A 26817-nucleotide genomic window follows, 5' to 3' on the forward strand; every position below is an offset into this window, starting at 1 on the left:
TGGTGCGCACCAACAAACCCTGGAATCCGGCTTCCGTTTGAAGCACGGTTGCTCATCCGTCGCCTTCGGCGACACCTCCCACAAGGGGAGAAGGCAAAAAAAGACGCGTTCAGTGATTGTCCCGCGGCACGCCTGCGGTGTGCGCCACATCCTGGTATTTCACCGCGGGCTTGAGCACCATTCCTTCGGAGAACTGGTCGACCATGCCGCGCTGGATCTCCTGCCATGGGGTCTGGTGCTTGGGGTAGCGATAGCCGCCACTGTTCTGCAGCTCGGCGCGCCGGCGCGTAATCTCGTCATCGGTGACGAGAATGTCGGCAGTGCCCTTGCGCAGGTCGATGCGGACGCGGTCGCCGGTCTTCAACAGCGCCAGCCCGCCGCCTATGGCGGCTTCGGGCGAGGCGTTGAGGATCGACGGCGAGCCCGACGTGCCTGACTGGCGGCCGTCGCCGATGCAGGCCAGCGCATGGATGCCCTTCTTGATGAGATGGGCCGGCGGCTGCATGTTGACGACTTCGGCGCCGCCGGGATAACCGATCGGGCCGGCGCCACGCATGAACAGGATGGTGTGCTCGTCGATGCCTTGCGCCGGGTCGTCGATGCGGGCGTGGTAGTCCTCTGGCCCGTCGAAGACCATGGCGTTGCCCTCGAAGGCCTCGGGGTCGTTCGGGTTCGACAGATAGCGCTCGCGGAATTCGGGCGAGATGCCGCTGGTCTTCATGATCGCCGAATCGAACAGATTACCCCTAAGATTGATGAAACCGGCATTGTCCTTCAGCGGCTCGGCGACGGTGCGGATAACATCGAGATTCTCGTTGACGGCCGCGCTGCAATTGGCGCCGATCGTCTTGCCGTTGACCGTCATGGCGTCGGGATGAGGCAACAGCCCGGCCTTCATCAGTTCGGCCACCACCGCCGGCACACCGCCGGCATGGTGATAGTCCTCGCCGAGATACTCGCCCGACGGCTGCAGGTTGACAATGAGCGGTATCTGGAGGCCGACCGTCTGCCAATCGTCATTGTCGAGCGGCACGCCGAGATGGCGGGCGATGGCGTTGAGGTGGATCGGCGCGTTGGTCGAGCCGCCGATGGCCGAGTTGACGACGATGGCGTTCTCGAAGGCCTGGCGGGTCATGACGTCTGAGGGTTTCAAGTCCTCATGCACCATGTCGACGATGCGCTTTCCCGTCTCATAGGCGATCTGGCCGCGCTCGCGGTAGGGCGCCGGAATGGCGGCCGAGCCCGGCAGCTGCATGCCGAGGGCCTCGGCCAGCGAGTTCATGGTGGTGGCGGTGCCCATGGTGTTGCAATAGCCGGTGGACGGCGCCGAAGAGGCGACGATGTCCATGAACTCGTCATAGCCGATCTCGCCGGCCGACAGGCGCTGGCGCGATTCCCAGACGATGGTGCCGGAGCCGGTGCGCTTGCCCTTGTGCCAGCCGTTGAGCATCGGGCCGACCGACAGCGCGATAGCCGGAATGTTGACGGTGGCGGCGGCCATCAGCAGGGCCGGCGTCGTCTTGTCGCAGCCGATGGTGAGCACGACGCCGTCGAGCGGATAGCCGTAGAGCACCTCGACCAGGCCGAGATAGGCGAGGTTGCGGTCGAGTGCGGCGGTCGGGCGTTTGCCCGTCTCCTGGATCGGGTGGCACGGGAACTCGAAAGGGATGCCGCCCATCGAGACGATGCCCTCACGCACGCGCTTGGCCAGTTCGAGATGATGGCGGTTGCAGGGCGACAGATCCGAGCCGGTCTGGGCGATGCCGATCAGCGGCTTGCCCGACATCAGTTCGGCACGCGTCAGCCCGTAATTCAGGTAGCGCTCGAGGTAAAGCGCCGTCATCCCCGGATTGTCCGGATTGTCGAACCACTCCTGCGAGCGAAATTTCTTTTTCTGCGTGGGGGCGCCGGCCATCATGGTCTCCGTATTTGTATGACAAATCGATATGACAACGCGCGAGAGCAGGCAAGAGGCACGCGCCATCCGATTCCGGACTTTGGTGCGATAGACATGTGTTTACCCCCACGCTAGACCGGATCGGGGTTTGTCAATTCGTATCCGGGAGATTTTGATGGCTTTGGTTATCGAAGGCGAGGAACGCATCGCCGCACCCTTGCAAAAGGTGTGGGAGGCGCTGAACGACCCGGACGTTCTGAGGCAGACCATTCCGGGCTGCCAGAGCCTCGAAAAGAAGTCGGACACCGAGATGGCGGCGACCGTGGTGGTCAAGATCGGCCCGATCAAGGCGACGTTCAACGGCGAGGTGACGCTCAGGAATCTCAACCCGCCGCATTCCTACACCATCCAGGGCGAGGGCAAGGGCGGCATCGCCGGCTTCGCCAAAGGCGGCGCCGATGTGACGCTGACCGCCGATGGCCCGGAGGCGACGATTCTCAGATATGCGGCCAAGGCCGATGTCGGCGGCAAGATCGCCCAGCTCGGCAGCCGTCTGATCGAATCGACATCGAAGAAACTGGCCGGACAGTTTTTTTCGAGCTTTGGCGACAAGGTGGGCGGCTCCCGTCCCCCTTGAGGGGAGGGTGCCGCGCGAAGCGGGCGGGAGGGGTCGCCTCAACCGCCTCGACCTACAACTGGCGTTGACCAAGAAAGGTGGAGTGCGTCGCCACCGACCCCACCCGGCCCTGCGGGCCACCCTCCCCTCAAGGGGGAGGATCACTCAAACACGATGTTCGGCACGGCGGCTTCGGCCGCGCCGCGTTCTTCCTTGACCCTGCCCCAGACGTTCGCGGCGATGTCGCGGTAGATCTTGGCCTCGGCGCTGTCGGGCTTGGAGACCACCACCGGCGTGCCGGCATCCGAGCTTTCGCGGATGCCCATTTCGAGCGGCACTTCGCCGAGGAAGGAGACGCCGAGACGCTCGGCCTCGCGGCGCGCGCCGCCATGGCCGAAGATGTCGTAGCGCTTGCCGGTGTCGGGGGCGAGGAAATAGCTCATATTCTCGACGATGCCCAACACCGGCACGTCGACCTTCCTGAACATGTTGAGGCCTTTTCGCGCATCGATCAGGGCCAGATCCTGCGGCGTCGAGACGATGACGGCGCCGGCCAGCGGCACCTGCTGGGCCATGGTCAGCTGCGCGTCGCCGGTGCCGGGCGGCATGTCGACGACGAGCACGTCGAGCGGACCCCATTCGACCTCGCGCAACATTTGCGTCAATGCCGACATCACCATCGGCCCGCGCCAGATCATTGGCGTCTCCTCATCGACGAGGAAGCCCATCGACATCACCTTCAGGCCGTAATTCTCCATCGGCTTCAGGACCTTGCCGTCGACCGTCTGCGGCCGGCCATGGATGTTGAGCAGCCGCGGCATCGACGGGCCGTAGATGTCGGCGTCGAGCACGCCGACCCTCAGGCCGTTGGCGGCGAGGCCAAGCGCGATATTGACGGCAGTGGTCGACTTGCCGACGCCGCCCTTGCCGGAAGCGACAGCGATGATCGCCTCGATGCCGGGCACGCCGCGCTTGCCCTGACTGTGCGAGGCCGGAGCGTGCGGAGCCGGACGCGGCGCGGCAGCGGGTGCGGCCGGCGGTACGGGCCTGGTGGCAGGCCTTTGCGGAACCGGAGCCTCCATGCCGCCACCCTTCTTTTCCGCCGTCAGGGCGACCACGGCGCCGGCGACACCCGGGATCGCCTTGACGACACGCTCGGCGGCGGCACGCAGCGGCTCCATCTCCTGGGCCCGGGCAGCCGGCACGGTGATCGAAAAGAAAACCTTGGCATCGGCAATGAAAATCTCGGAGACCATGCCGAGGTCGACGATGTTGCCGGTGAAGTCCGGTCCGTTGACCGTCTTCAGGCGCTCGATGACGATTTCCTTGGTGACGTTTTCCTGGACGGCGGGCATCAGCTTTTCCTCTGCTTTTACGCCTGAGATAGTGCAGTTCCCGAACAGAACCAAGCGGCGGAACGACACGCACGGGCGTGGCTGCAAAGACTTGCGTCCGTTTGTCGGTCTTGCAGAGGACGAAACGTCTTTAGGGAAGAAGCACGCCGATCGCACAGGCTGCGTCGCCTGAAGACGAAGCAGCCCTATCTTTGCAGGCTTCGGACGTGCTCGCCCGCAAGCAAAGGAGACCAATCATGCTCGCAAACAGCAACGCAACGGCCAATCTCGCGGTGAAGGACCTGGCCAAGGCCAAGGCCTTCTATGAAGACGTTCTGGGGCTGACGGAGGTTCACAACGAGGGTGGCGAACTGATCGTCTACAAATGCGGCGACACCAGCATCAATGTCTATCGCTCGCAATTCGCCGGAACCAACAAGGCGACGGCGGTGACCTGGATGGTCGGCGACGAGATCGACACCATCGTCAAGGCGCTGAAATCGAAAGGCGTTGTCTTCGAGCACTACGAGATGCCGGGCCTGAAGCTGGAAGGCGACATCCATGTCGGCTACGGCATGAAGGTCGCATGGTTCAAGGATCCTGACGGCAACATTCTGAACTTGGTCGACAGCTAGGCCTGGACGGCGGCGAAGCTTCGGCCGCAATGAGGATTCGCCAGGCAAAAACAGCATGCATCTGGCGCAGCCTCACTCGGCCGGGTAGCGTCCGCTCATGATCGACAAGCTGGAATTCTTCATCGCGCTGGCCAGGGAGGAGCATTTCGGCCGGGCGGCGGAGGTGTGCGGCGTCACCCAGCCGACGCTTTCGGCCGGCATCAAGCAGCTGGAGGGCCAGCTCGGCGTGATGCTGGTTCTGCGCGGCTCGCGCTTCCAGGGGCTGACGCCGGAGGGAGAACAGGTGCTGGCGTGGGCGCGCCGCATCGTCGGCGATACCCGCACCATGCGCGAGGAGATGCGGGCGGCGCGTCACGGCCTTTCGGGGCGCATCCGTATCGCCGCCATCCCGACGGCGCTGGCCATGGTGGCGCGGCTGACGACGCCTTTTCGGGCAAAACATCCCGGCGTCACCTTCTCGGTGCTGTCGCGCACCTCGATCGAGGTGCTGTCGCTGCTCGGCAATTTCGACATCGACGCCGGCATCACCTATCTCGACAACGAGCCGCTGGGGCGGGTGACCAGCGTGCCGCTCTATGACGAGCGCTATCAGCTGATCACCGCGATCGGAAACCCCTATTCCGACCGCGACAAAGTGACATGGGCGGAGCTCAGCCAGCTGCCGCTCTGCCTGTTGACGCCGGACATGCAGAACCGCCGCATCATCGACCAGCATTTGGCCGAAGCCGGCACGCAGGTGCGGCCGACACTCGAATCCAATTCGATGATCGTGCTGTTCTCGCATATCCGTACCGGAAAATGGTCGTCGATCATGCCGCTCAACCTCTCGGAAACATTCGGCTTTTCCGAGCCGATCCGGGCCATTCCGATCGTCGAGCCGGACGCCAGCCACACCGTCGGGCTGGTGGCGACGCTGCGCGAGCCGCACACCCCGCTGGTCTCGGCGCTGCTGGACGAGGCAATGGCGCTGGCAGACGATTTCCGCGCCCGCCACTGAGCTAGAGATTGCAGGCTGGACGGCATCGATAGAAGATTTCTATCGAGCAACGGATCAGCTTTATTGATTTGGCGGGTTTCCTCCGATTTCCTAGGCACTTAGCGGATTACTACGACCAGGGAGGGCGCTGCATGATCATGCAGCCTGCAAGTACCGAGATCGCGTCGCGCACGGCGGCGATCGTTCAGGAGTTGAAGGGCCTCGAAGGCCCGCTGTTGCCGATCCTCCACGGCATCCAGGAAGAGTTTGGCCATGTGCCGCATGACGCGCTGCCGGTCATCGCCGAAGCGCTGAACATCTCCAAGGCGGAGGTGCACGGCGTCGTCACCTTCTACCACGATTACCGCAGCCGGCCGGCCGGCCGGCATGTGCTGAAGCTCTGCCAAGCCGAAGCCTGCCAATCGATGGGCTCGGACGCGATTGCCGCCAAGCTCAAGCAATTGCTGGGCATCGGCTTCCACGAGACGGCCCGCGACGGTTCGGTGACGCTAGAGCCGGTCTATTGCCTCGGCCTTTGCGCCTGCGCGCCATCGGCGATGCTGGACGGCGAGGTGATCGGCCGGCTCGATGACGAAAAACTCGACGAGATCGTAGCCGAGGTGCGCTCATGATCCCGCGCATCTATATTCCCGGCGATTCCGGCGCGCTGTCGCTCGGTGCGGAAAAGGTCGCCAAGGCGATTGAGAAGGAATTGGCCGATCGCGGCATCGAGGCCAAGATCGTGCGCAACGGTTCGCGCGGCGCCTATTTCCTCGAGCCGATGGTCGAGGTGGCGACAGAAAATGGCCGTGTCGCCTATGGGCCGGTGAAGCCATCCGATGTCAAAAGCCTGTTCGACAGCGGCTTCCTCACCGGCGGTCACCACAAGCGCTGGCTGGGCGCGCCCGACAAGATCCCGTTCCTGGCCAGGCAGACGCGCCTGACCTTCGCGCGCTGCGGCGTCATCAATCCGCTGTCGCTTGATCACTACAAGGCGCATGGCGGACTGAAGGGCCTGCAGAACGCCGTGGCGATGGCTCCGGCCGACATCGTCAAGCAGGTCACCGAGTCGGGCCTGCGGGGTCGCGGCGGCGCCGGCTTCCCGACCGGCATTAAATGGAAGACGGTGCTCGATACGATCGCCGACAAAAAGTACATCGTCTGCAATGCCGACGAGGGCGACAGCGCCACCTTCGCCGACCGCATGATCATGGAGGGCGATCCCTTCGTGCTGATCGAGGGAATGGCAATCGCCGGTGTCGCCACCGGGGCAACCAAGGGCTTTGTCTATATCCGCTCGGAGTATCCGCATGCGGTGGCGATGATGCAAAAGGCGGTCGAGGCCGCCCGCAAGGCCGGCCTGCTCGGCCTCAACGTGCTGGGCTCGCCCCACGCCTTCGACATGGAAATCCGCGTCGGCGCCGGCGCCTATGTCTGCGGCGAGGAAACCTCGCTGCTCAACAGCCTCGAAGGCAAGCGCGGCGTCGTTCGCGCCAAGCCGCCACTGCCGGCCATCCAGGGCCTGTTCGGCAAGCCGACGGTGATCAACAACGTCATCTCGCTGGCCTCGGTGCCTGTCATCATGGACAAGGGTGCTGCCTTCTACAAGGATTTCGGCATGGGCCGCTCGCGCGGCACCATTCCGATCCAGATCGCCGGCAATGTCAGATATGGCGGCCTGTTCGAGGCGGCGTTCGGCATGACGCTTGGCGAGATCGTCGACGACATCGGCGGCGGCACGGCGACTGGACGGCCGGTCAAAGCGGTGCAGGTCGGCGGCCCTCTGGGTGCCTACTTCCCACGCTCCCTGTTCGACACGCCGTTCGACTACGAAGCCTTCGCCGCCAAGGACGGGCTGATCGGCCACGCCGGCATCACCGTCTTCGACGACACCGCCGACATGCTGAAGCAGGCGCGCTTCGCCATGGAGTTCTGCGCCATCGAGAGCTGCGGCAAGTGCACGCCCTGCCGCATCGGCTCGACACGCGGCGTCGAGACGATCGACAAGATCGCCAGGGGTAGCGAGCCGGAAAAGCAGATCGAGCTGGTGACGGACCTCTGTAACACGATGAAGTTCGGTTCGCTCTGCGCGCTGGGTGGCTTCACGCCTTATCCGGTGATGAGCGCAATCAACCACTTCCGCGAAGATTTCAAGCCGGCGCCAGTCGCCGAAGCAGCAGAATAGGAACCTCGCGATGGGTCTCATTCAGGAAATCGACTACGGCACGCCGGCCCCGACGTCCGAGAAGCAGGTGACGCTGACCGTCGACGGCTTCACCGTCACCGTGCCGGAAGGCACATCCATTATGCGCGCCTCGATGGAGGCCGGCATTGCCATCCCGAAACTTTGCGCCACCGATATGGTCGACGCCTTCGGCTCCTGCCGGCTCTGCCTGGTCGAGATCGACGGCCGCAACGGCACGCCCTCCTCCTGCACGACGCCGGTGGCGCCGGGCATGGTCGTGCACACCCAGACCGGTCGGCTGAAGGACATCCGCCGCGGCGTGATGGAGCTCTACATCTCCGACCATCCGCTCGACTGCCTGACCTGTGCGGCCAATGGCGACTGCGAATTGCAGACGCAGGCCGGCGTCGTCGGCCTGCGCGACGTGCGCTACGGCTATGAGGGCGACAACCACGTCTTCAAGAAGAACGACGGCGCCGAAAACTTCAAATGGATGGCGAAGGACGAGTCCAACCCATACTTCACCTATGATCCATCGAAATGCATCGTCTGCTCGCGCTGTGTGCGCGCCTGCGAGGAGGTGCAAGGCACATTCGCGCTGACCATCGAGGGCCGCGGCTTCGAAAGCCGTGTGTCGCCCGGCATGCACCAGCTTTTCATCGACAGCGAGTGCGTGTCCTGCGGCGCCTGTGTGCAGGCCTGCCCAACGGCGACGCTTTCCGAGAAATCGGTGATCAAGATCGGCCAGCCCGAGCATTCGGTCGTCACCACCTGCGCCTATTGCGGCGTCGGCTGCTCGTTCAAGGCCGAAATGCGCGGCGACGAGCTCGTGCGCATGGTGCCCTACAAGGACGGCAAGGCGAACCGTGGCCATAGCTGCGTCAAGGGCCGTTTTGCCTACGGCTACTCGACCCACAAGGAGCGCATCCTCAATCCAATGATCCGCGAAAAGGTCACCGATCCATGGCGCGAGGTGTCGTGGGAGGAAGCGCTGACCCACACCGCCAACGAGTTCCGCCGCATCCAGTACCAGTATGGCCGCACCTCGATCGGCGGCATCACCTCGTCGCGCTGCACGAATGAGGAAACCTATCTGGTGCAGAAGCTGATCCGCCAGGGTTTCCGCAACAACAATGTCGATACCTGCGCCCGCGTCTGCCATTCGCCGACCGGCTATGGCCTTGGCCAGACTTTCGGCACCTCGGCAGGCACCCAGGATTTCGACTCGATCGAGCAGACCGACGTGGTGATGATCATCGGCGCAAATCCGACCGACGCACATCCGGTGTTTGCGTCGCGCATGAAGAAGCGGTTGCGCAAGGGCGCCAAGCTGATCGTGCTCGACCCGCGCCGCACCGATATCGTGCGCTCGGCTCATATCGAGGCGCAGCATCATCTGCCGCTGAAGCCGGGCACCAATGTCGCCGTGGTCACCGCGCTTGCCCATGTCATCGTCACCGAAGGACTGTTCGACGAGGCCTTCATCCGCGAACGCTGCGACTGGGACGAGTTCCAGGATTGGGCGTCGTTCGTGGCGCTGCCGGAAAACAGCCCTGAGGTGGTCGGCCAGCTCGCCAATGTCGATCCTGAAGAGATCCGCAGCGCCGCACGGCTGTTTGCCACCGGCGGCAATGGCGCGATCTATTACGGCCTCGGCGTGACCGAGCACAGCCAGGGCTCGACCACCGTCATCGCCATCGCCAATCTTGCCATGGCGACCGGCAATATCGGTCGGCCGGGCGTCGGCGTGAACCCGCTGCGCGGCCAGAACAATGTCCAGGGCTCCTGCGACATGGGCTCGTTCCCGCATGAGCTGCCCGGCTATCGCCACGTCTCCGGCGACGCGGTGCGCGACATTTATGAGAGCCTGTGGGGGGTCAAGCTCGACGACGAGCCCGGCCTGCGCATTCCCAACATGCTGGACGCCGCCGTCGACGGCTCGTTCAAGGGCCTCTATGTGCAAGGCGAGGACATCCTGCAGTCCGATCCCGACACCAAGCATGTCGCCGCAGGCCTTGCGGCGATGGAATGTGTCGTCGTCCACGATCTCTTCCTCAACGAGACCGCCAACTACGCGCATGTCTTCCTGCCCGGCTCGACCTTCCTCGAAAAGGACGGCACCTTCACCAATGCCGAGCGCCGCATCAACCGCGTGCGCAAGGTGATGGCGCCGAAGAACGGGCTGGCCGACTGGGAAGTGACGCAGAAGCTCGCACAGGCGATGGGGCTTGCCTGGAATTACCAGCATCCGTCCGAAATCATGGATGAGATCGCCAGGACGACGCCGAGCTTCGCCAAGGTCTCCTACGACTATCTGGAAAAGATGGGCTCGGTGCAGTGGCCTTGCAACGAACAGGCGCCGGAAGGCACGCCGATCATGCATATCAGCGGCTTCGTGCGCGGCAAGGGCAAGTTCATCCGCACCGAATATGTGGCGACCGACGAGAGGACGGGACCGCGCTTCCCGCTGCTGCTGACCACCGGCCGCATCCTGTCGCAGTACAATGTCGGCGCGCAGACCAGGCGTACCCACAATGTCATGTGGCACAGCGAGGACCGTCTCGAGATCCACCCGCATGACGCCGAAAACCGCGGTCTGCGCGACGGCGACTGGGTCCGCCTGACCAGCCGCTCCGGCGAGACGACGCTGCGCGCGCTGATCACCGACAAGGTGTCGCCTGGCGTGGTCTATACGACGTTCCACCACCCCGACACCCAGGCCAACGTCATCACCACCGACTTCTCCGACTGGGCGACCAACTGCCCGGAATACAAGGTGACGGCGGTGCAGGTCGGCGCGTCCAACGGGCCGTCGGAATGGCAGCTCGACTATGACGAGCAGGCCCGCAACAGCCGTCGCATCGCGACCTTGGAAGCAGCGGAGTAATCGTGCCGAGGCATTCGACCGAAAGCGCTTCAATCTTGACGGTTGGTCGACCCCCACTCCGTCGAGCTTCGCTCGACACCTCTCCCCCGATCGACGGGGGAGAGGAAAGCGCGCGAACTCCAGGCTCCCTTCCTCTCCCTCCGGAGGGGGGAGAGGTGGCGCTGCGAAGCAGCGACGGAGTGGGGGATGGCCTAGGAGAGCAACTGTCAATTGAAGCAAGAAACCTTCGACGCTTCCTAAGTAAAATGGCCGGCAGGCCAGAGGGGGGTGCCGCGTGATGCCCAAACGTTGCGGTACCACCCAGATCTCCCGCCTCGCCCACCGCGCCGGCGGCAGTGCGGCCGCCAACCGGATGGTGCCGGAAGAGACGCCGGTGGCGTTCTCCTTCGCTGGCACCACTCATGCGGTGATGATGGCAAGCCCGGCCGATTTCGAGGATTTCGCGCTCGGCTTCTCGCTGACCGAAGGCATTATCGCCGACGGCCGGGAAATCGAGGCGATCGAGGTCGAGGATCACGGCGCCGGCATCGACATCCAGATCAGGCTGAAGGACCAGGCCAATACGCGGTTCGAGGCGCGGCGCCGACGCCTGGCCGGCCCGGTCGGCTGCGGGCTGTGCGGCATCGAGTCGATCGAGGAGGCGATGCGCTCGGTCGAGGCGGTCGGTTCGTCAAGACTTACACTTGACACCGATGACATCGTCCGTTCGGTCAGGCTTTTGTCGAAAGCGCAGCCGCTTCATGCCGAGACCGGTGCGGTCCATGCCGCCGGTTTTTATATCCCAGGCAAGGGCATCGTCATGGCGCGCGAGGATGTCGGCCGCCACAATGCGCTCGACAAGCTCGCCGGGGCGCTCGCCAAAGCCAGCATCGATGGCACCTTGGGTGCCGTCGTCGTGACGTCGCGCGTTTCGGTCGAGATGGTGCAGAAGACGGCGGCGATCGGCGCTGCGTTCATCATCGCCGTTTCGGCGCCAACGGCACTTGCCATCCGTACCGCCGGGGACGCCGGCATGACGCTGGTGGCTTTGGTGCGCGGCGATGATTTCGATATTTTCACCCACCCCGAGCGGGTGGCTTCCGGAGTTGCCAAGCATGTCGCATGACGAAGGCCACATCATGAGCACCAGCGAAAAGCTGGTCCGCATGGCTAACCAGATTGCCGCCTTTTTTCACTCCAAGCCGCGCGAGGAAGGCATTGCCGGCGTCGCCGAGCACATCAACAAATTCTGGGAACCGAGGATGCGGCGGCAATTGTTCGAGATGCTGGACAATGGTGGCGAAGGCTTCAACGAGCTTGTCGTGGCCGCCTCGGCAAGGATCAAGCGGCCGGCCGCACCGGAAGCAGCGGGCTTCGGCGCCGATGCCGGGGGCGTCGTTCCAGGCGGCAAGGGCCTTGGGGCCGGTGAGTCGAATATCGCCGCTTCGCAGAAGTAGGCCCGGTGCTGCCCCTCATCCGGCCCTTCGGGCCACCTTCTCCCCGTCAACGGGGAGAAGAAAAAGGCGCTACCCGTGCGCAACCATCACATGCCGCACGGCGGTATAATCTTCCAGCGCATAGAGCGACATGTCCTTGCCGTAGCCGGACTGCTTTAGTCCGCCATGCGGCATCTCATTGGTCAGCATGAAGTGGGTGTTGATCCATGTGCAGCCATATTGCAGCCGCGCGGCCGTCGCCATGGCGCGCGAGACATCCTTGGTCCACACCGAGGACGCAAGGCCATAATCGCTGTCATTGGCCCAGCTCACCGCCTCGTCGACCTCGGCAAAGCGGGTGACGGAGACAACCGGCCCGAACACTTCGCGGCGCACGATCTCGTCCTCCTGCAGCGCGCCGGCGACGACGGTCGGCTGATAGAAGAAGCCGGTGCCCTCGCCCGGCTTGCCGCCGGTGGTGATCTCGATGTGCTTAAGCTCCGAGGCGCGCTCGACGAAGCTCGAGACGCGGTCGCGCTGGCGGCGTGAGATCAACGGCCCGATCTCGTTTTCCGTGTCGTCGGGGCGGTTGTATTTGATGGTCGAGACGGCGGAGGAAAGATCGGCGACGAGCTTGTCGTAGATCTTCTTGCCGGCATAGATGCGGCAGGCGGCGGTGCAGTCCTGGCCGGCATTGTAATAGCCGAAGGCGCGCAGGCCATTGACCACCGCGCCGAGATCGGCGTCGTCGAAGACGATGACCGGAGCCTTGCCGCCTAGTTCGAGATGCGTGCGCTTGACCGATTTGGCGGCGGCCTGCAGCACCTTCTTGCCGGTGGCGACATCGCCGGTGATCGAGATCATATTGATTTTCGGGTGGTTGATCAGCGTGTTGCCGACGCTGTCGCCTCTGCCGAGCACGACGTTGACGACGCCCTCGGGCAGTATCTCGGCAAGGATTTTTGCCAGCTTCAGCGCTGTCAGCGGCGTCTGCTCGGACGGCTTGAAGACGACCGTGTTGCCGCCGGCAATCGCCGGCGCCAGCTTCCAGGCCATCATCATCAGTGGGTAGTTCCACGGCGCGATCGAGGCGACGACGCCAATGGCGTCGCGGCGGACCATCGAAGTGTGGCCGGGAATGTATTCACCGGCGACCTGGCCGGGCATCGAGCGGACAGCGCCGGCAAAGAAGCGGTAGCAGTCGACGATCGCCGGGATTTCGTCGTTGAGCACCGCATTGATCGGCTTGCCGCAATTGAGCGCCTCGAGGGCGGCGAAATCTTGTGCCGCGGCCTCGATGCGATCGGCGATCTTCAGGAGATAACCGGAGCGCTGCGCGGGCGTGGTGCGCGACCAGGTGACGAAGGCTTTTTCGGCCGCCAGCACCGCCGCCTCGATCTGCACCTGGCTGGCTTCAGGCAGGTTGAGGATAGTCGCCCCGGTCTTCGGATTGAGGATCGGCTCCTCGGTCTCGGTGCCCTTCTCGAATTTCGAGCCGATCAGCATCTTTGTGTCCATGGCAGTCTCTCCCTTATGGATTCTTGACGTCATTTGCCCGAACCGGCGATCTGGTCGCCGTCGCGGGTCAGGTAATAGGCGACGAGGATGGGCAGCAGCGTCACCAGCACGACGACCATGGCCACGACATTGGTGACCGGGCGCTGGCGCGGACGGATCAATTCCTCCAGCATCCAGATCGGCAGCGTCTGCTGCTGGCCGGCGGTGAAGGTGGTGACGATGACCTCGTCAAACGACAGCGCAAAGGCAAGCATGCCGCCGGCAAGCAGCGCGGTGGCGATGTTGGGCAGCACGACATGCCGAAACGTCTGGAAGCCGTCGGCGCCGAGGTCCATCGACGCCTCGATCATCGAGCCGGAGGTGCGGCGAAAGCGGGCGACGGCGTTGTTGTAGACGACGACGACACAGAAGGTGGCGTGGCCGAGCACGATCGTCCAGAACGAGAACGGAACCTCGGCCAGCGAAAAGGCCGAACGCAGCGCGATGCCGGTGATGATGCCGGGCAGCGCGATCGGCAGGATGACCAGCAGCGAGATGGTTTCGCGGCCAAAGAACCGTGTTCGCGAAACGGCGGCCGCGCAGAGCGTGCCGAGCACCAGGGCGACGAGTGTCGAGATAGCGGCGACACGGACCGACAGCGACAGCGCTTCCCACACGTCCGGGCGGTTCCAGGTGACGGCGAACCATTGCATGGTCAGCCCCGGCGGCGGCCAGGCGAAGCTCTTTTCCTCGGTCGTGAAGGCATAGACGAAGATCAGGAAGATCGGCAGATGCAGGAACAGCAGGCCGCAGGCGGCGGCGACCTTCAGGCCGAGAGGGGCGGTTGGTGAGCCATCAGAGCGCATCGAAGGCCCCCATGCGCTTGGCGCCCCAGAGGTAGAAGCCCATGATGACGATCGGCACCACGGTGAAGGCGGCGGCGAGCGGAATGTTGCCGGCGGTGCCCTGCTGCGAATAGACGGCCTGGCCGATGAACAGCCGCGAGGTGCCGATGATCTGCGGGATGATGTAGTCGCCCAGCGTCAGCGAGAAGGTGAAGATCGAGCCGGCGACGATGCCCGGCAGCGCCAGCGGGAACAGCACGTTGCGGAAGGTCTGGCCGGGCGAGGCGCCGAGATCGGACGAGGCCTCGACCAGATTGCCCGGCACGCGCTCAAGCGCCGCCTGCACCGGCAGGATCATGAACGGCAGCCAGACGTAGACGAAGACGATGAAGGTGCCGGTGGACGACACCGACAGCGAGTTGCCGCCGACGACCGGCAGCGACAGCCAGCCATCGAGCAGCCATAGCAGATGCAGCTTGGCGAGCAGCCAGGTGAGAATGCCTTCCTTGGCGAGAATGAGCTTCCAGGCGTAGATCTTGACCAGATAGCTCGACCACAGCGGCAGCATCACGCCGAGATAGAACAGCGCCTTCCAGCGGCCGCGCGCATAGCGGGCCGCGTAATAGGCGATGGGAAAGGCGATGGTCGCCGAGGCGAGCGTGACCAGGGCCGCCATCGTCACCGTGCGCAGGATGATGTCGAGATTGGCGGCCTGCAGCAGGTCGCCATAGGTCTTCAGCGTGAACTGCCGGTTGATGAGGCCGGAGAATTCGTCGATCGAGAAAAAACTCTGCAAGAGCAGCGCGAACAGCGAGCCGACATAGACGATGCCGAGCCACAGCACCGGCGGCAGCAGCATCAACAGCAGCAGCAGCTTCGGCTTGCGCCAGAACAAGTCGGACAGGGCGCCGCGCACGCCGCCGCTTCCCGGCAGGATGGCGGGAGCGGGATTGGAGTTGAGCGCGGCCATTGTCATGACGCCGCTCTGTCTTGGCGGAGGATATTTGGGAGGCCGCGATCCTTCGCGCCCCCCTTTGTCCTGCCGGACATCTCCCCCACTTGGGAGGAGATCGGCAGCTTCGCCGGCGGCGCCTCTTCTGCAACGTTGGTGACTGGCGAAAGTGGTTGCAACAGCCGATCTCCCCCCTCGTGGGGGAGATGTCCGGCAGGACAGAGGGGGGCGCCGTAGAGCGTCTTCCCTCGGCTAGCCACAATTGCCGACAGCGCCATCATCCCGGCTCGTCCATCAGATGCAAATGCTCGCGGTTGAAGGTGAGCACGACCGCCTCGCCTTCCCTGGGCAATTTCGCACCGGCCGGCACAATGGCATGCAATCTCAACCCGTCGGCGTCGAGCGCCAGTCTGGTCGTGGCGCCGAGATAATTGGTCGAGACGAGACGGGCGGCAACGCCGTCGCCCTTCGCCGCCCGGCCGATGCGAATGGATTCAGGGCGCAGGCTGCCCCAGCGATGCTGGCCGGAATAGCGCTGAACGAAATCCGGCGGCAGCACATTGGACGAGCCGACGAAATCGGCGACGAAGCGCGTCCTCGGCCGCTGGTAGATGTCCTCCGGCGTGCCGATCTGCATGATCTTGCCGTCGTTAAAGACGGCGACGCGGTCGGCCATCGACAGCGCCTCGCCCTGGTCGTGGGTGACGAAGATGAAGGTGATGCCGAGCGCCTTCTGCAGCGACTTCAGCTCCTCCTGCATGTTTTCGCGGAGCTTGAGGTCGAGCGCGCCAAGCGGCTCGTCGAGCAGAAGCACCTTCGGCTGGTTGACCAGCGCGCGGGCGAGCGCGACGCGCTGGCGCTGTCCGCCGGAAAGCTGGCTCGGGCGGCGGGCGCCGTAGCCGGGAAGCCGGACCAGCGACAATGCTTCCTCGGCCGCCTTCTGCCGTTCGGGCTTGCCGACACCCTTGACCATCAGCCCGTAGGCGACGTTTTCGAGCACGTTCAGATGCGGGAACAGCGCGTAGTCCTGAAACACGGTGTTGACGTTGCGGCGATAGGGCGGAACGCCTTCGGCGCGTTCGCCGAAGATGGAGATCGAGCCCGATGTCGGCTGCTCAAAGCCGGCGATCAAGCGCAGGCAGGTCGTCTTGCCGGAGCCCGAAGGTCCAAGCATGGCGAAGAACTCGCCCGGCACGATGTCGAGATCGACCATGTCGACGGCGCGCACGCTGCCGAAATGGCGCGAGACTTTCTGGAAGGAAACGGCTGATGTCATGGGCTGTCCTGATCTGCCAGGCTCGTCAATTCAGGCGACAGCGCTGACCCTCATCCGCCTGCCGGCACCTTCTCCCCGTAGGGACGTGGAGAAGGGGCTAGCCGCAACGCTCGCGACCCCCGCTCCCCGTTGTTCACGGGAGGGGGCAAGGGTGAGGGGCAGCGCCAACTGGCGAGCAATGCGAAACGAAGTCACCGTCCGCCGATGACGCCGATATAGTCCGACACCCAGCGATAGTAAGGCACGCACTGGTCCTGGGTGGCGCATTTCGACACCGGCGTCTTCCAGAACTTGATCTTTTCGAAATTGTCGTAGCCGTTGGTCTTGCAGCCTTCGTCGCCGAGCAATTCGTTGCCCTTGCAGGCAGCCGGCACCACCGGCAGCGAACCGAACCAGGCGGAGACATCGCCCTGCACTTTCGGTGACAGCGAGTGCTCCATCCACATATAGGCGCAGTTCGGGTGGGCTGCGTCGGCTGCCAGCATGGTTGTGTCGGCCCAGCCGGTGACGCCTTCCTGGGGGATGGTCGAAGCGACCGGCTTCTTGGCAGCAACCAGCGTGTTGACCTGATAGGGCCATGAACCGGAGGCAACGACGCCTTCGTTCTGGAAATCGTCGACCTGGATGGCGGCGTCATGCCAGTAGCGTCCGACCAGCGTGCGCTGGACGCGCAGCAGATCGAGGGCGGCCTTGTACTGGTCCTCGGTCAGCTCGTAGGGATCCTTGATGCCGAGCTCCGGCTTGTGGAACATCAAATAGTTGGCGGCATCGGCGATGTGGATCGGCCCGTCATAGGCCTGGACGCGGCCCTTGTTCGGCTTGCCGTCGGGCAAGGTCATCTCCTCGAAGACGACGTTCCAGCTCTTCGGCGCTTCCTTGAACACCTCGGTGTTGTACATCAGCACGTTCGGCCCCCACTGGTATGGGGCGCCGTAGTGGACGCCGCCGACCGTGAACCACGGCGCATCCTTCAGCCGGTCGTCGACCGTGTTCCAGCTCGGGATGAGATCGGTGTTGATCGGCTGGACCCGCTTGCCGGCGACAAGGCGCAACGACGCGTCGCCCGAGGCAGTAACAAGGTCGAAGCCGCCCTCATTCATCAGCGCGACCATCTCGTCGGAGGTGTTGGCGGTCTTGATATTGACCTTGCAGCCTGTGTTCTTCTCGAAAGACGTGACCCAATCATAGTTCTTGTCGGTTTCGCCGCGTTCGATGTAGCCGGGCCAGGCGACAATGTTGACCTGGCCTTCGCCCTTGCCGAGTTCCTTAACCTGGGCGATCGCCTGGCCGGAGAAGGCCAGCGCGACCGTTAATGCAGTGCACGACTTCAGGAATGAGTTCATCGTCGATCTCCCATTTGAGGGGCCGCACTCTCGCGGCGGCTTTGCTCCCTGATCATGAAGGTGCTGTGAAATTTCCGGTTTCGCAAATTCATTTATCAGAAAGGCGATATCGGTTTTTCCGATAGATCAGCGGCCGTTCTTGTCCGGCCGCTGACGAACCATGCGCTGCGACTGGGCAAGCCCGATGAAGTCGCGCGCGGCCTGCGGCAGGCCGGAGCCGCGCCGCCAGACCGTGCCGACCTGGACAACCGGCAACGAGCCCGAAATATCGCGCGATTCGATGCGGTCGCCTTCAAGCGACCATGGCCGGTAGACGAGGTCGGGCAGCAGCGCCACGCCGGCGCCGGTGGCGACGAGGCTGCGCACCGCTTCGACCGAGCGGGTGCGGAAGGCGACATGCGGCTTGGCGGCGATCGCCGCCAGCAATTTTCCGGTATTCTCTTCGATCTCATCGACGGTCAGCATGATCAGCGGTTCCGAGGCGATGTCGCTGATGCCGATGATGTCGGCGCTGGACAGCGGATGGCCAAGCGGCAGCCATAGCCGGTAGGGCGAGACTTCTAGAATTTCCGATTGCAGGGCGGTGCGGTCGCGCAGGTTCGAGGTGACCATGACGGCGATGTCGAGCTTGCCGCCGACCAGCAGATGTTCGAGGTAGTCGCCATTGTCCTCGATGGCCGAGATCTCGACGCCCGGATAGGCGCGGCGATAGCGGGCGAGAAGGTCGGACAGGACATAGCCGGCGACCAGCGAGGTGACGCCGAGTTGCAGCCGGCCGCCAGCCGCCGCTTGCTCGCCGGAGAAGGCGCGGCGCGCATCGGAAACATCGGCAAGGATCTTTGTCGCGTGGCGCAGGAACTGGTGGCCCTTGTGGGTGATGTTGAGGCCGCGCGGATGGCGCTCGAACAGTTCGACGCCGAGATCGCCTTCGAGCTCCTTGATCGCCTCGGTGACCGACGATTGCGAGATGGACAGGTTTTGGGCGGCGCCAGACACGGTGCCTTGCTCGGCGACGGCGATGAAGAACTGCAATTGGCGGATGGTGAAGGCCATGGCCGGACTAAACACGGCGGATGCGGCGCTGGGAAGTGGCGACCAACGAACACTTGACGGCCGCAACACTTGTAACTAAGTGAGTTACATGAAACGAAACAGCAGACTCTCTTCGACCCTGCACATTCTGGTCCACATGACCGAGGCGCAGGAGCACGCGCTGACCTCCGAGCAGCTTGCCACATTCATCCACACGAACCCGGTCGTCGTCCGCCGGACCATCGCCGGCTTGCGCGACGCTGGCATCGTCACCTCGTCGCGCGGACATGGCGGCGGCTGGCAGCTTGGCCGCGCGCCCGAGAAAATTTCGTTGGCCGAGATCAGCGCCGCGCTCGGCGAAACGCTGCTGCCGTTCAGCACCGAGCGGGAAAGCCCCGGCTGCCTTGTCGAACAAGCGGTGATAGCCGCGCTCGACGACTTTCGTGTCGAGGCCGAGAGGCTGCTGGCGGAAAAACTCAGCCGCATCACGCTTGCCGATCTCGCCGCCGATTTCCACCGCCGTTACAAGTTGATTGGAGTGACCAGCCATGCAGTATGATCTGATTGTCGTGGGCGGCAGCTTTGCCGGCCTGTCTGCCGCCATCCAGGCGGCACGGGCCCGGCGCAACGTCCTGGTGATCGACGCCGGCCAGCCGCGCAATCGTTTTGCCGAGCATTCGCACGGGTTCCTGGGACAGGACGGGCGCGCGCCCGGCGCAATCCTGGACGACGCAAGACGGCAGCTGTTGGCCTATCCGACAGCCAGGGTCCTCGCCGGATTGGCTGACAAAGCCGCTGCCGCTGGTTCCGGCTTCGAGATCACGACGGCTCGCGGCGAGACATTCGGCGCGGCGCGGCTGGTTCTTGCCACCGGCGTGCGCGATATCCTGCCGGATGTTCCCGGGCTTGCCGAGCATTGGGGAAAGAGCGTGCTGCATTGTCCTTATTGCCATGGTTACGAGGTCGCCGGCGGGCCGCTTGGCGTGCTGGCAACCGGCCCGATGGCCGTGCATCAAGCGCAATTGATCGCCGACTGGGGTGACGTCACGCTGTTCGCAAACGGTACGTTCGAGCCCGACGCGGAACAGATGCTTGCGCTGGAAAAGCGGAACGTGCGGTTCGAGCCGACCGACGTGGCCGAACTGGAAAAAGATGGTTCTGGCGCGCTGATCGTCAGGCTCGAAGACGGCCGAAGGACTGGCGTAAAGGCGCTGTTCACCGCGCCGCCCAACACCATGGCCTGTCCCCTGGCCGAACAGCTTGGCTGCACCTTCACAGAGGGCTTCCTCGGCCCGGTAATCACCGTCGACGACCGACAGCAGACGAGCGTGCAGGGTGTCTATGCCGCGGGAGATGCGGCACGATCGATGCACAACATCGCCTTCGCCGTATCAGGTGGCACCTTCGCGGGCATATGCGCCCACCAATCACTGGTTTTCGACTAGATCCCGCTTTCGCTGCCGGCAATGCTGAGCCGTGCGCCAGCCTGGGCAAGGGCTGCGGCGATGGCGTGCGGCGGCGGCCGATCGGTGACGAGTTCGGAAAAACCGTCGAGGCCGCAGACCTGGACCAGGCCCTGGCGGCCGAACTTGGTGTGGTCGGTGATGACGAGCGAGCGCTGGCCGCGCGACAGCACCATGCGGGCGAACTCCGCCTCGTCCAGATCATAGTCCATCACGCCGGTGACGGCATCGACCGCGCCGGTGGAGATCACAGCGTGGCTGACGGAAAAGCGGCTGACGAATGCAATGGCCGAGACGCCGAAGGCAGCGCCCGAATCGCTGCGCAGTTCGCCGCCGGCCATATAGACCTTGTTGCCGTTGACGGTGGCCAGCGTGCGGGCGATGTCGGAGGAATTGGTGACCACCGTCAACCGCCGGTGACCGAGCAGTTCGCGGGCCAGGAAAGAGGTCGTGGTGCCGGTGTCGAGCATGATCGCTTCGCCGTCGCGGATGGTGGCGGCAACCATGCGGGCGATGGCGCGCTTGGCATCGGCATTCTCGCGCATACGCCGCTCGAACGGCGCCTCGCCGGCCATCGACGGCAGGCCGACGGCGCCATGCATCTTCAGGATCGAACCGTCATTGGTCAGCGGCTTGACGTCGCGGCGCACGGTCTCCAGGGAAACGCCCAGCCGGTCGGCCAGGCTGGCGATGGTGACGGTGCCTTCCTCATGGAGGAGACGCAGGATCTCGCCATGCCGCTTCGAGGGCATCGGTCTCACCCAATCGATTTGTTGCGCTACTGACCGCTTCTAAGGCAAATCGGCCACAGTTTACAAGAAATCCTTGTGATTTCGGGCAAAAAGCCACAAGTTGTCGTTGACAAGCCGGATCACATGGCGCGACACTGGCTTGTGACAGGCTTCGGAACTGCCACGGGAGAACGATGGCAGAGCCGCACCAAAATTCGCCTGCCCGAACGTCCGGGAAATCGTCTGACGTAAGGGAAAAGGACTTTTTTGAATCCGCGGGGGCGGATGCCGGAGTCAAAGAACCCGGCACTGGGGCTCGTCGGTGCGGTGCGGGATACCGATCCCGGGATCCCGCACCGACGAGGACTTCGCATTGCTCCCTCCTGCCGGCCGCCATCTTTGCGTCGCCCGCGACGCCTTGAACCCCGCGCAACGAGGGATTCACCCGTGACCGCCGAGGACCGCATCCGCGCCCTGCCCTGCTGGACCGGCAGCATCGAGATCGCGCCGCTGCCAGGCGGCCTGAGCAACGCCAACTATCTGGTCAAGGACGCCGCCGGGCGGCATGTCGTGCGCTTTGGCCAGGACTTTCCATTCCATCATGTCTTTCGCGAGCGCGAGGTGATGACCGCGCGCGCGGCGCACGCCGCCGGCTTCGCGCCTGCGGTCCGCCATTCCGAGCCCGGCATCCTGGTAACGGAATTTCTCGGCGCCAAGACTTTTGTCGCCGAGGACGTCCGCGCCAATATCGACCGCGTCGCCGCCCTGATGCGCGGCTTCCATCGCGAGATGCCCAATCATGTCTCCGGCGCCGGCTTCATGTTCTGGGTATTCCATGTCATCCGCGACTATGCGCGCACGCTGGAGGAAGCCGACAGCCGCATGCGAAGCGAGTTGCCGCGGCTGCTGACGCTTGCAGACGAGCTCGAACGGGCGCAGAAATTGCTGCCGATCGTCTTTGGTCATAATGACCTTCTGCCGGCTAATATTCTCGATGACGGCCACCGGCTGTGGCTGATCGATTTCGAATATGCCGGCTTCAACACGGCGATGTTCGACCTCGCCGGCGTTGCCTCGAACGCCACCATGAACGACGAGGAGTCCTTCGCCTTCCTGACCGCCTATTTCATGAAGGAGCCGGACGAGGCGATCCGCCGCTCGCATGCGGCCATGCAATGCGCATCGCTGCTGCGCGAGGCGATGTGGAGCATGGTTTCCGAACTTTATCTCGACGCGCCCGGCATCGACTACATTGCCTATACCGACGAAAACCTGACGCGGCTCGATGCCGCGCTGGAAAACTACAGAACAAAATACGGACAGATATCATGACCTTGCCCGCCCACGCCGAGATCGTCGTCATCGGCGGCGGCATAATCGGCTGTTCGACGGCTTATCATCTGGCGCGTGACCACAAGGCCGATGTCGTGCTCCTGGAACAGGGCAAACTGACTTCGGGCTCGACATGGCATGCGGCGGGGCTGGTCGGTCAATTGCGGTCTTCGGCCTCGATCACCCGCGTGCTCAAATATTCGGTCGATCTCTACAAGGGACTGGAAGCCGAAACCGGACTGGCCACCGGCTGGAAGATGACCGGATGCCTCAGGGTCGCCACCAATGCCGACCGCTGGATCGAGTACAAGAGGCTGGCGACGACGGCGAAGAGCTTCGGCATGGACATGCAGTTGCTGTCACCGGCCGAGGTCAAGGCGATGTGGCCGCTGCTGGCAACCGGCGATCTCGTCGGCGCCAACTGGCTGCCGACCGACGGCCAGGCAAACCCTTCCGACATCACCCAGTCGCTGGCCAAAGGCGCGCGCATGCATGGCGCCAGGCTGTTCGAGGATGTCCGCGTCACCGGCTTCGACATGCAGGAGGGCCGCATCACAACGGTAAAGACCAACAGGGGCGATATCGCCTGCGACAAGGTGGTGAACTGTGCCGGGCAATGGGCGCGGCAGGTGGGGGCGCTAGCCGGCATCAACGTGCCGCTGCAGCCGGTGAAGCACCAGTACCTCGTCACCGAAAGAATAGACGGGTTGGCGACCGATGCGCCGACGATCCGCGACCCCGACCGCCGCATTTATTTCAAGGAGGAGGTCGGCGGGCTGGTGATGGGCGGCTATGAGCCGAACCCGCAAGCCTGGACGACCGATCTTCCCGGCGGCGATGTCCCTGACGACTGGCAGTTCCGGCTGTTCGACGACGATTACGATCATTTCGAGCAGCATATGAACCAGGCGATCAAGCGGGTTCCGGCGCTCGAAACCGTCGGCGTCAAGCAGATGATCAACGGGCCGGAGAGCTTCACGCCGGACGGCAATTTCATTCTCGGCGTGGCACCCGAATGCGCCAACATGTTCGTCGGCGCCGGCTTCAACGCCTTTGGCATCGCGGCAGGCGGCGGCGCCGGCTGGGTGCTGGCGCAGTGGGTCGTCGACGGCGAGGCGCCACTCGACCTGTGGGTGGTCGATATCAGGCGCTTTTCCGACCTGCACCGCGACCGGCAATGGGTCCGCGACCGCACGCTGGAAGCCTATGGCAAGCACTATACGATCGGCTTCCCGCATGAAGAGTATGCCACGGGCCGGCCACGGATCGTGTCGCCACTCTACGAACGGCTGCAAAAGCACCGCGCCGTGTTCGGCTCCAAGCTCGGTTGGGAGCGGCCGAACTGGTTTGCGCCCGAAGGCGTCGAGCCGAAGGACATCTATTCGATGGGCCGGCAGAACTGGTTTTCGCCGGTCGGCGACGAGCACCGGCACGTGCGCGAACACGTGGGCATCTTCGATCAATCGTCCTTCGCCAAATACGAAATGACCGGTGCGGATGCGCTGAAGGCGCTCGACTGGATCTGCGCCAACGACGTCGCCAAGCCGGTCGGCCGGCTGACCTACACGCAGCTTCTCAACACGCGCGGCGGCATCGAGGCCGACCTGACCGTGGCGCGGCTCGGCGAAGACCGATTCTACGTCGTCACCGGCACCGGCTTTAGGACGCATGACTTCTCGTGGATCGGCGACCATGTCGGCAACGAGCTCGACGTGACGCTCACCGATGTCACCGAGGATTTCGGCACGCTGTCGCTGATGGGGCCGCGGGCCCGCGACGTGCTGGCTGCGGTGACCGATGCGGACGTGTCGAACACCGCTTTCCCGTTCGGACAGGTGCGGGAAATCTCCATCGCCGGCACCACAGTTAGGGCGCTGCGCGTCACCTATGTCGGCGAGCTCGGCTGGGAGCTGCATGTGCCGATCGCGGCGACGGGCGAAATCTTCGACGCTCTGATGGCGGCGGGCGAGGAGCACAGCATCCGCCCGGTCGGCTACAGGGCGCTGGAATCGCTGCGGCTGGAAAAAGGCTACCGCGCCTGGGGCTCCGACATCACGCCCAACGACACGCCGCAGGAGGCCGGCCTTGGCTGGGCGGTGAAGCTTCGCAAGAACACAGATTTTCTCGGGCGGCGGGCGCTGGAAGAGATCGGCGGCGCGGTTCTGAAAAAACGCTTTGCCGGCTTCACCGTCGACGATTGCGAGATCGTGCTGCTCGGGCGCGAAACGATCCTGCGCAACAGCGAGCCGGTCGGCTACCTGACCAGCGGCGGCTATGGCTACACGGTCGGAAAGAACATCGGCTACGGCTATGTGCGCAACGCCGACGGCGTCAGCGACGATTTCCTCACCTGCGGCGACTACGAGCTGGTGGTGGCTATGGAGCGGACGCCGGCAAAAATCCATCTCGAGCCGCTTTACGACCCGGCCGGAGAAAGGATCAGAGCCTAAAGCGCGTCGCGTCTGAACGGCTTCATGCGAGGCGCTTTAAGTTCTTGTTTCTATGCATGTCGTTATCGCAAAACCGCTGCGCACCCTCGGGTCAGGCCCGAGGGCGTGCTTTTGCGCGACATGCATAAGAGCGGGGATGGTCAGTTCACGCGCAGAACGAGACCGCGGCTGGGCACGGTGTCGGCCTCGCCCGGCATGGAGACATAGGGCGATGTCTCCTCGGCGCGCGTGACGACGCCCTTCGCCTCGAGGTCGGCTATCCCTGCGGAAAAGCCGGCGTCCCACAGGGTGTTCTTGACCGTCAGCACGATTATCCCGCCCGGCCGGCAGATGCGGATCAGTTCGTCCAGCCCCTCAGCGCCGACATGGCCCGAAGTGAAGACGCCGGCCGATATGATGCCGGCATAGGCATCATCCGCGAAGGGCAGCGGGCCGCCGAGCGCCAAGCAGTGAAGCGCCGAATAGACGCCCTTGCGCGCTGCCTGGGCCAGCATGCCTTCGGAAATGTCGAGCGCCTCGACCTGCGGATAGCCCGCGATCTTCAGCCACTCGCCGATGAGCCCGGTGCCGGCACCGGCATCGAGGAGCGGTGCCGCGCCGCGCGGCAGGTGGCGGGCAAGCAGGGCAAGGCAGATGGTCGGATGGCGATAACCGGCCGCCGACATGTCGGCGTCGTAGGTGTCGGACCAGCGGTCGTAGAGCGCCGCCACCTCCTCTGGCCGCTTCGCTGCATAGGCCGCGGCGAGCGCGCCTTTGTTTTTCCTGTCCGCCATTACAGTCTCGTCCGCAAATCAAAGTGCCGCAGCGTTCTTAGCGCGTCCTACAGGAACGCACGGCGCTGGAGTGAACCGCATGCAAGCGATGATAGCCAAACGGCGAAATTTGTGGAACCGTCGTCACCATAAATAGACGCGAAAAGAGGGCAGAAGCGATGGTGGACGAGGAAGCACGCGCGGCGCTTGCAGCCATTCCGGCGCTGGCCGGCTACGAGGGACCGCTGGAGCGGCTGGGTGGCCTCACCAACATCGTCTTCAGGGCTGGAGATGCCTGCCTGCGGATTCCCGGCAAGGGCACGCAGGAGTATATCAACCGCGCCAACGAGGCGGTGGCGGCGCGGGAGGCAGCGATGGCCGGCGTCAGCCCCGAGCTGCTGCATGTCGACGGCGAGACAGGCGTGATGGTGACGCGCTTCATCGCGGGCGCCGAGACGATGTCGCCGGATAAATTCAAGACCCGGCCGGGCAGTCCGGAGCGTGCCGGCAAAGCCTTCCGCAGATTGCATACATCCGGCGCGGTGTTTCCCTTCCGCTTCGAGCTGTTTGCGATGATCGACGACTACCTGAAGGTGCTGTCGACCAAGGACGTCGCCCTGCCTGCCGGTTACCACGACGTCGTTCGCGAGGCGGAAACCGTGCGCTCGGCGCTTGCCGCGCATCCCCTGCCTCTCGTCGCCTGCCACTGCGATCCGCTGTGCGAAAATTTTCTCGATACGGGCGACAGGATGTGGATCGTCGACTGGGAATATTCCGGCATGAACGACCCGCTCTGGGATCTCGGCGACCTCAGCGTCGAAGGCCAGTTTGATACGGCGCAGGAGGACGAGATGATGGGCGCCTATTTCGGTGGCGAGCCGACGCCGGCGGAGCGCGGCCGCATCGTCATCTACAAGGCGATGTGCGATCTCTTGTGGACGCTGTGGGGACTGATCCAGCTTGCCAACAGCAATCCGGCCGACGATTTCCGCGCCTATGCCGACGGTCGCTTTTCACGCTGCAGGGCGCTGATGGAGACGGCCGACTTCTCAACGCATCTGGCGGCGGTGCGCGCCGGTTAAGTGCCAAAACTCTGAACCTTAAGGCACCAGAAATCTGGACCCTAGTTGTTTGATCCCGGACTTTAATGGCGCATCATTGCCGTCCGAATCAAAGGATGCGCTATGGGACAGGTTCTA

The 26817-nt window shown here is 64.0% G+C and carries 23 protein-coding genes; 13 read left to right on the forward strand and 10 right to left on the reverse strand.

The annotated features are described in order from the left end of the window. Window positions 1-109: 109 nt before the first annotated feature. On the reverse strand, window positions 110-1915 hold the full coding sequence (locus AC0L28_RS32955) for an IlvD/Edd family dehydratase (protein WP_128174072.1): 1806 nt from the start codon (window positions 1913-1915) through the stop codon (window positions 110-112). Window positions 1916-2072: 157 nt separating this feature from the next. On the opposite strand from AC0L28_RS32955, the gene AC0L28_RS32960 reads away from it, so the two are divergent. Beyond that, entirely contained in the window at window positions 2073-2534 is a 462-nt protein-coding gene (locus tag AC0L28_RS32960; RefSeq protein ID WP_473482603.1) for an SRPBCC family protein, read from the forward strand. A 140-nt stretch (window positions 2535-2674) separates the two neighbouring features. Here the strand turns inward: AC0L28_RS32960 and AC0L28_RS32965 are convergent, their stop codons facing one another. Next, window positions 2675-3868: an Mrp/NBP35 family ATP-binding protein gene (locus AC0L28_RS32965; RefSeq protein ID WP_128168292.1), complete on the reverse strand. Its 1194-nt coding sequence runs from the start codon at window positions 3866-3868 to the stop codon at window positions 2675-2677. A gap of 236 nt (window positions 3869-4104) precedes the next feature. Here AC0L28_RS32965 and AC0L28_RS32970 point away from each other — a divergent pair, with 236 nt between their 5' ends. From AC0L28_RS32970 to AC0L28_RS33000, 7 genes are all read left to right on the forward strand, one after another. Further along, entirely contained in the window at window positions 4105-4482 is a 378-nt protein-coding gene (locus AC0L28_RS32970) for a VOC family protein (RefSeq protein ID WP_023802882.1), read from the forward strand. Between the two features lie 97 nt (window positions 4483-4579). Further along, window positions 4580-5479, forward strand: a complete 900-nt coding sequence (locus tag AC0L28_RS32975) for a LysR family transcriptional regulator (protein ID WP_027151624.1) — start codon at window positions 4580-4582, stop codon at window positions 5477-5479. A 131-nt stretch (window positions 5480-5610) separates the two neighbouring features. Beyond that, on the forward strand, window positions 5611-6090 hold the full coding sequence (locus AC0L28_RS32980) for a formate dehydrogenase subunit gamma (protein WP_077377054.1): 480 nt from the start codon (window positions 5611-5613) through the stop codon (window positions 6088-6090). Beyond that, window positions 6087-7643 (forward strand): formate dehydrogenase beta subunit, encoded by a 1557-nt coding sequence (locus tag AC0L28_RS32985; protein ID WP_473482606.1) that lies wholly within the window; start codon window positions 6087-6089, stop codon window positions 7641-7643. Before AC0L28_RS32980 ends, AC0L28_RS32985 begins: the two co-directional genes overlap by 4 nt. Window positions 7644-7653: 10 nt before the next feature. Beyond that, window positions 7654-10530 (forward strand): formate dehydrogenase subunit alpha, encoded by a 2877-nt coding sequence (gene fdhF / locus AC0L28_RS32990; RefSeq protein WP_473482608.1) that lies wholly within the window; start codon window positions 7654-7656, stop codon window positions 10528-10530. 277 nt (window positions 10531-10807) lie between these two features. Continuing rightward, window positions 10808-11635 carry a formate dehydrogenase accessory sulfurtransferase FdhD gene (gene fdhD, locus AC0L28_RS32995; RefSeq protein ID WP_287250307.1) on the forward strand — a complete coding sequence of 276 codons (828 nt, stop codon included), beginning with the start codon at window positions 10808-10810 and terminating at the stop codon, window positions 11633-11635. Continuing rightward, a complete protein-coding gene (locus AC0L28_RS33000; RefSeq protein WP_128168295.1) occupies window positions 11625-11966 on the forward strand; it encodes a formate dehydrogenase subunit delta in 342 nt (113 codons plus the stop codon). Before fdhD ends, AC0L28_RS33000 begins: the two co-directional genes overlap by 11 nt. A 69-nt stretch (window positions 11967-12035) precedes the next feature. On the opposite strand, the gene AC0L28_RS33005 is transcribed toward AC0L28_RS33000, so the two are convergent. The 6 genes from AC0L28_RS33005 to AC0L28_RS33030 form a co-directional block, all read right to left on the reverse strand. Next, window positions 12036-13463, reverse strand: a complete 1428-nt coding sequence (locus AC0L28_RS33005) for a gamma-aminobutyraldehyde dehydrogenase (protein WP_287250302.1) — start codon at window positions 13461-13463, stop codon at window positions 12036-12038. Window positions 13464-13492: 29 nt separating this feature from the next. Continuing rightward, on the reverse strand, window positions 13493-14308 hold the full coding sequence (locus tag AC0L28_RS33010; protein ID WP_128168297.1) for an ABC transporter permease: 816 nt from the start codon (window positions 14306-14308) through the stop codon (window positions 13493-13495). Next, window positions 14298-15263, reverse strand: a complete 966-nt coding sequence (locus AC0L28_RS33015) for an ABC transporter permease (protein WP_473482610.1) — start codon at window positions 15261-15263, stop codon at window positions 14298-14300. The genes AC0L28_RS33010 and AC0L28_RS33015 overlap by 11 nt, the downstream gene beginning before the upstream one ends. A gap of 253 nt (window positions 15264-15516) precedes the next feature. Further along, entirely contained in the window at window positions 15517-16515 is a 999-nt protein-coding gene (locus tag AC0L28_RS33020; RefSeq protein ID WP_128244442.1) for an ABC transporter ATP-binding protein, read from the reverse strand. A 191-nt stretch (window positions 16516-16706) separates the two neighbouring features. Further along, window positions 16707-17858 carry an ABC transporter substrate-binding protein gene (locus AC0L28_RS33025; RefSeq protein WP_128244443.1) on the reverse strand — a complete coding sequence of 384 codons (1152 nt, stop codon included), beginning with the start codon at window positions 17856-17858 and terminating at the stop codon, window positions 16707-16709. Window positions 17859-17984: 126 nt separating this feature from the next. Further along, window positions 17985-18911, reverse strand: coding sequence for a LysR family transcriptional regulator (locus AC0L28_RS33030; RefSeq protein WP_023802869.1), 927 nt, complete (start codon window positions 18909-18911; stop codon window positions 17985-17987). Between the two features lie 88 nt (window positions 18912-18999). Between AC0L28_RS33030 and AC0L28_RS33035 the strand changes: the two genes are divergently transcribed. Further along, window positions 19000-19449, forward strand: coding sequence for an RrF2 family transcriptional regulator (locus AC0L28_RS33035; RefSeq protein ID WP_473482613.1), 450 nt, complete (start codon window positions 19000-19002; stop codon window positions 19447-19449). Next, on the forward strand, window positions 19439-20335 hold the full coding sequence (locus AC0L28_RS33040; RefSeq protein WP_473482614.1) for an NAD(P)/FAD-dependent oxidoreductase: 897 nt from the start codon (window positions 19439-19441) through the stop codon (window positions 20333-20335). The genes AC0L28_RS33035 and AC0L28_RS33040 overlap by 11 nt, the downstream gene beginning before the upstream one ends. Here the strand turns inward: AC0L28_RS33040 and AC0L28_RS33045 are convergent. Further along, window positions 20332-21105 (reverse strand): DeoR/GlpR family DNA-binding transcription regulator, encoded by a 774-nt coding sequence (locus AC0L28_RS33045; protein ID WP_473482616.1) that lies wholly within the window; start codon window positions 21103-21105, stop codon window positions 20332-20334. The genes AC0L28_RS33040 and AC0L28_RS33045 overlap by 4 nt on opposite strands. 426 nt (window positions 21106-21531) lie before the next feature. On the opposite strand from AC0L28_RS33045, the gene AC0L28_RS33050 reads away from it, so the two are divergent. Further along, complete coding sequence (locus tag AC0L28_RS33050; protein ID WP_473482618.1) at window positions 21532-22416, forward strand: phosphotransferase; 885 nt, start codon at window positions 21532-21534, stop codon at window positions 22414-22416. Further along, entirely contained in the window at window positions 22413-24866 is a 2454-nt protein-coding gene (locus AC0L28_RS33055; RefSeq protein ID WP_473482620.1) for a GcvT family protein, read from the forward strand. The genes AC0L28_RS33050 and AC0L28_RS33055 overlap by 4 nt, the downstream gene beginning before the upstream one ends. A 140-nt stretch (window positions 24867-25006) precedes the next feature. Here the strand turns inward: AC0L28_RS33055 and AC0L28_RS33060 are convergent, their stop codons facing one another. After that, a complete protein-coding gene (locus AC0L28_RS33060) occupies window positions 25007-25639 on the reverse strand; it encodes a class I SAM-dependent DNA methyltransferase (protein ID WP_023802865.1) in 633 nt (210 codons plus the stop codon). A 158-nt stretch (window positions 25640-25797) separates the two neighbouring features. On the opposite strand from AC0L28_RS33060, the gene AC0L28_RS33065 reads away from it, so the two are divergent. After that, entirely contained in the window at window positions 25798-26700 is a 903-nt protein-coding gene (locus AC0L28_RS33065; RefSeq protein ID WP_473482622.1) for a phosphotransferase, read from the forward strand. Window positions 26701-26817: the final 117 nt, after the last annotated feature.

It is taken from the genome of Mesorhizobium sp. WSM4847 (assembly GCF_055811335.1).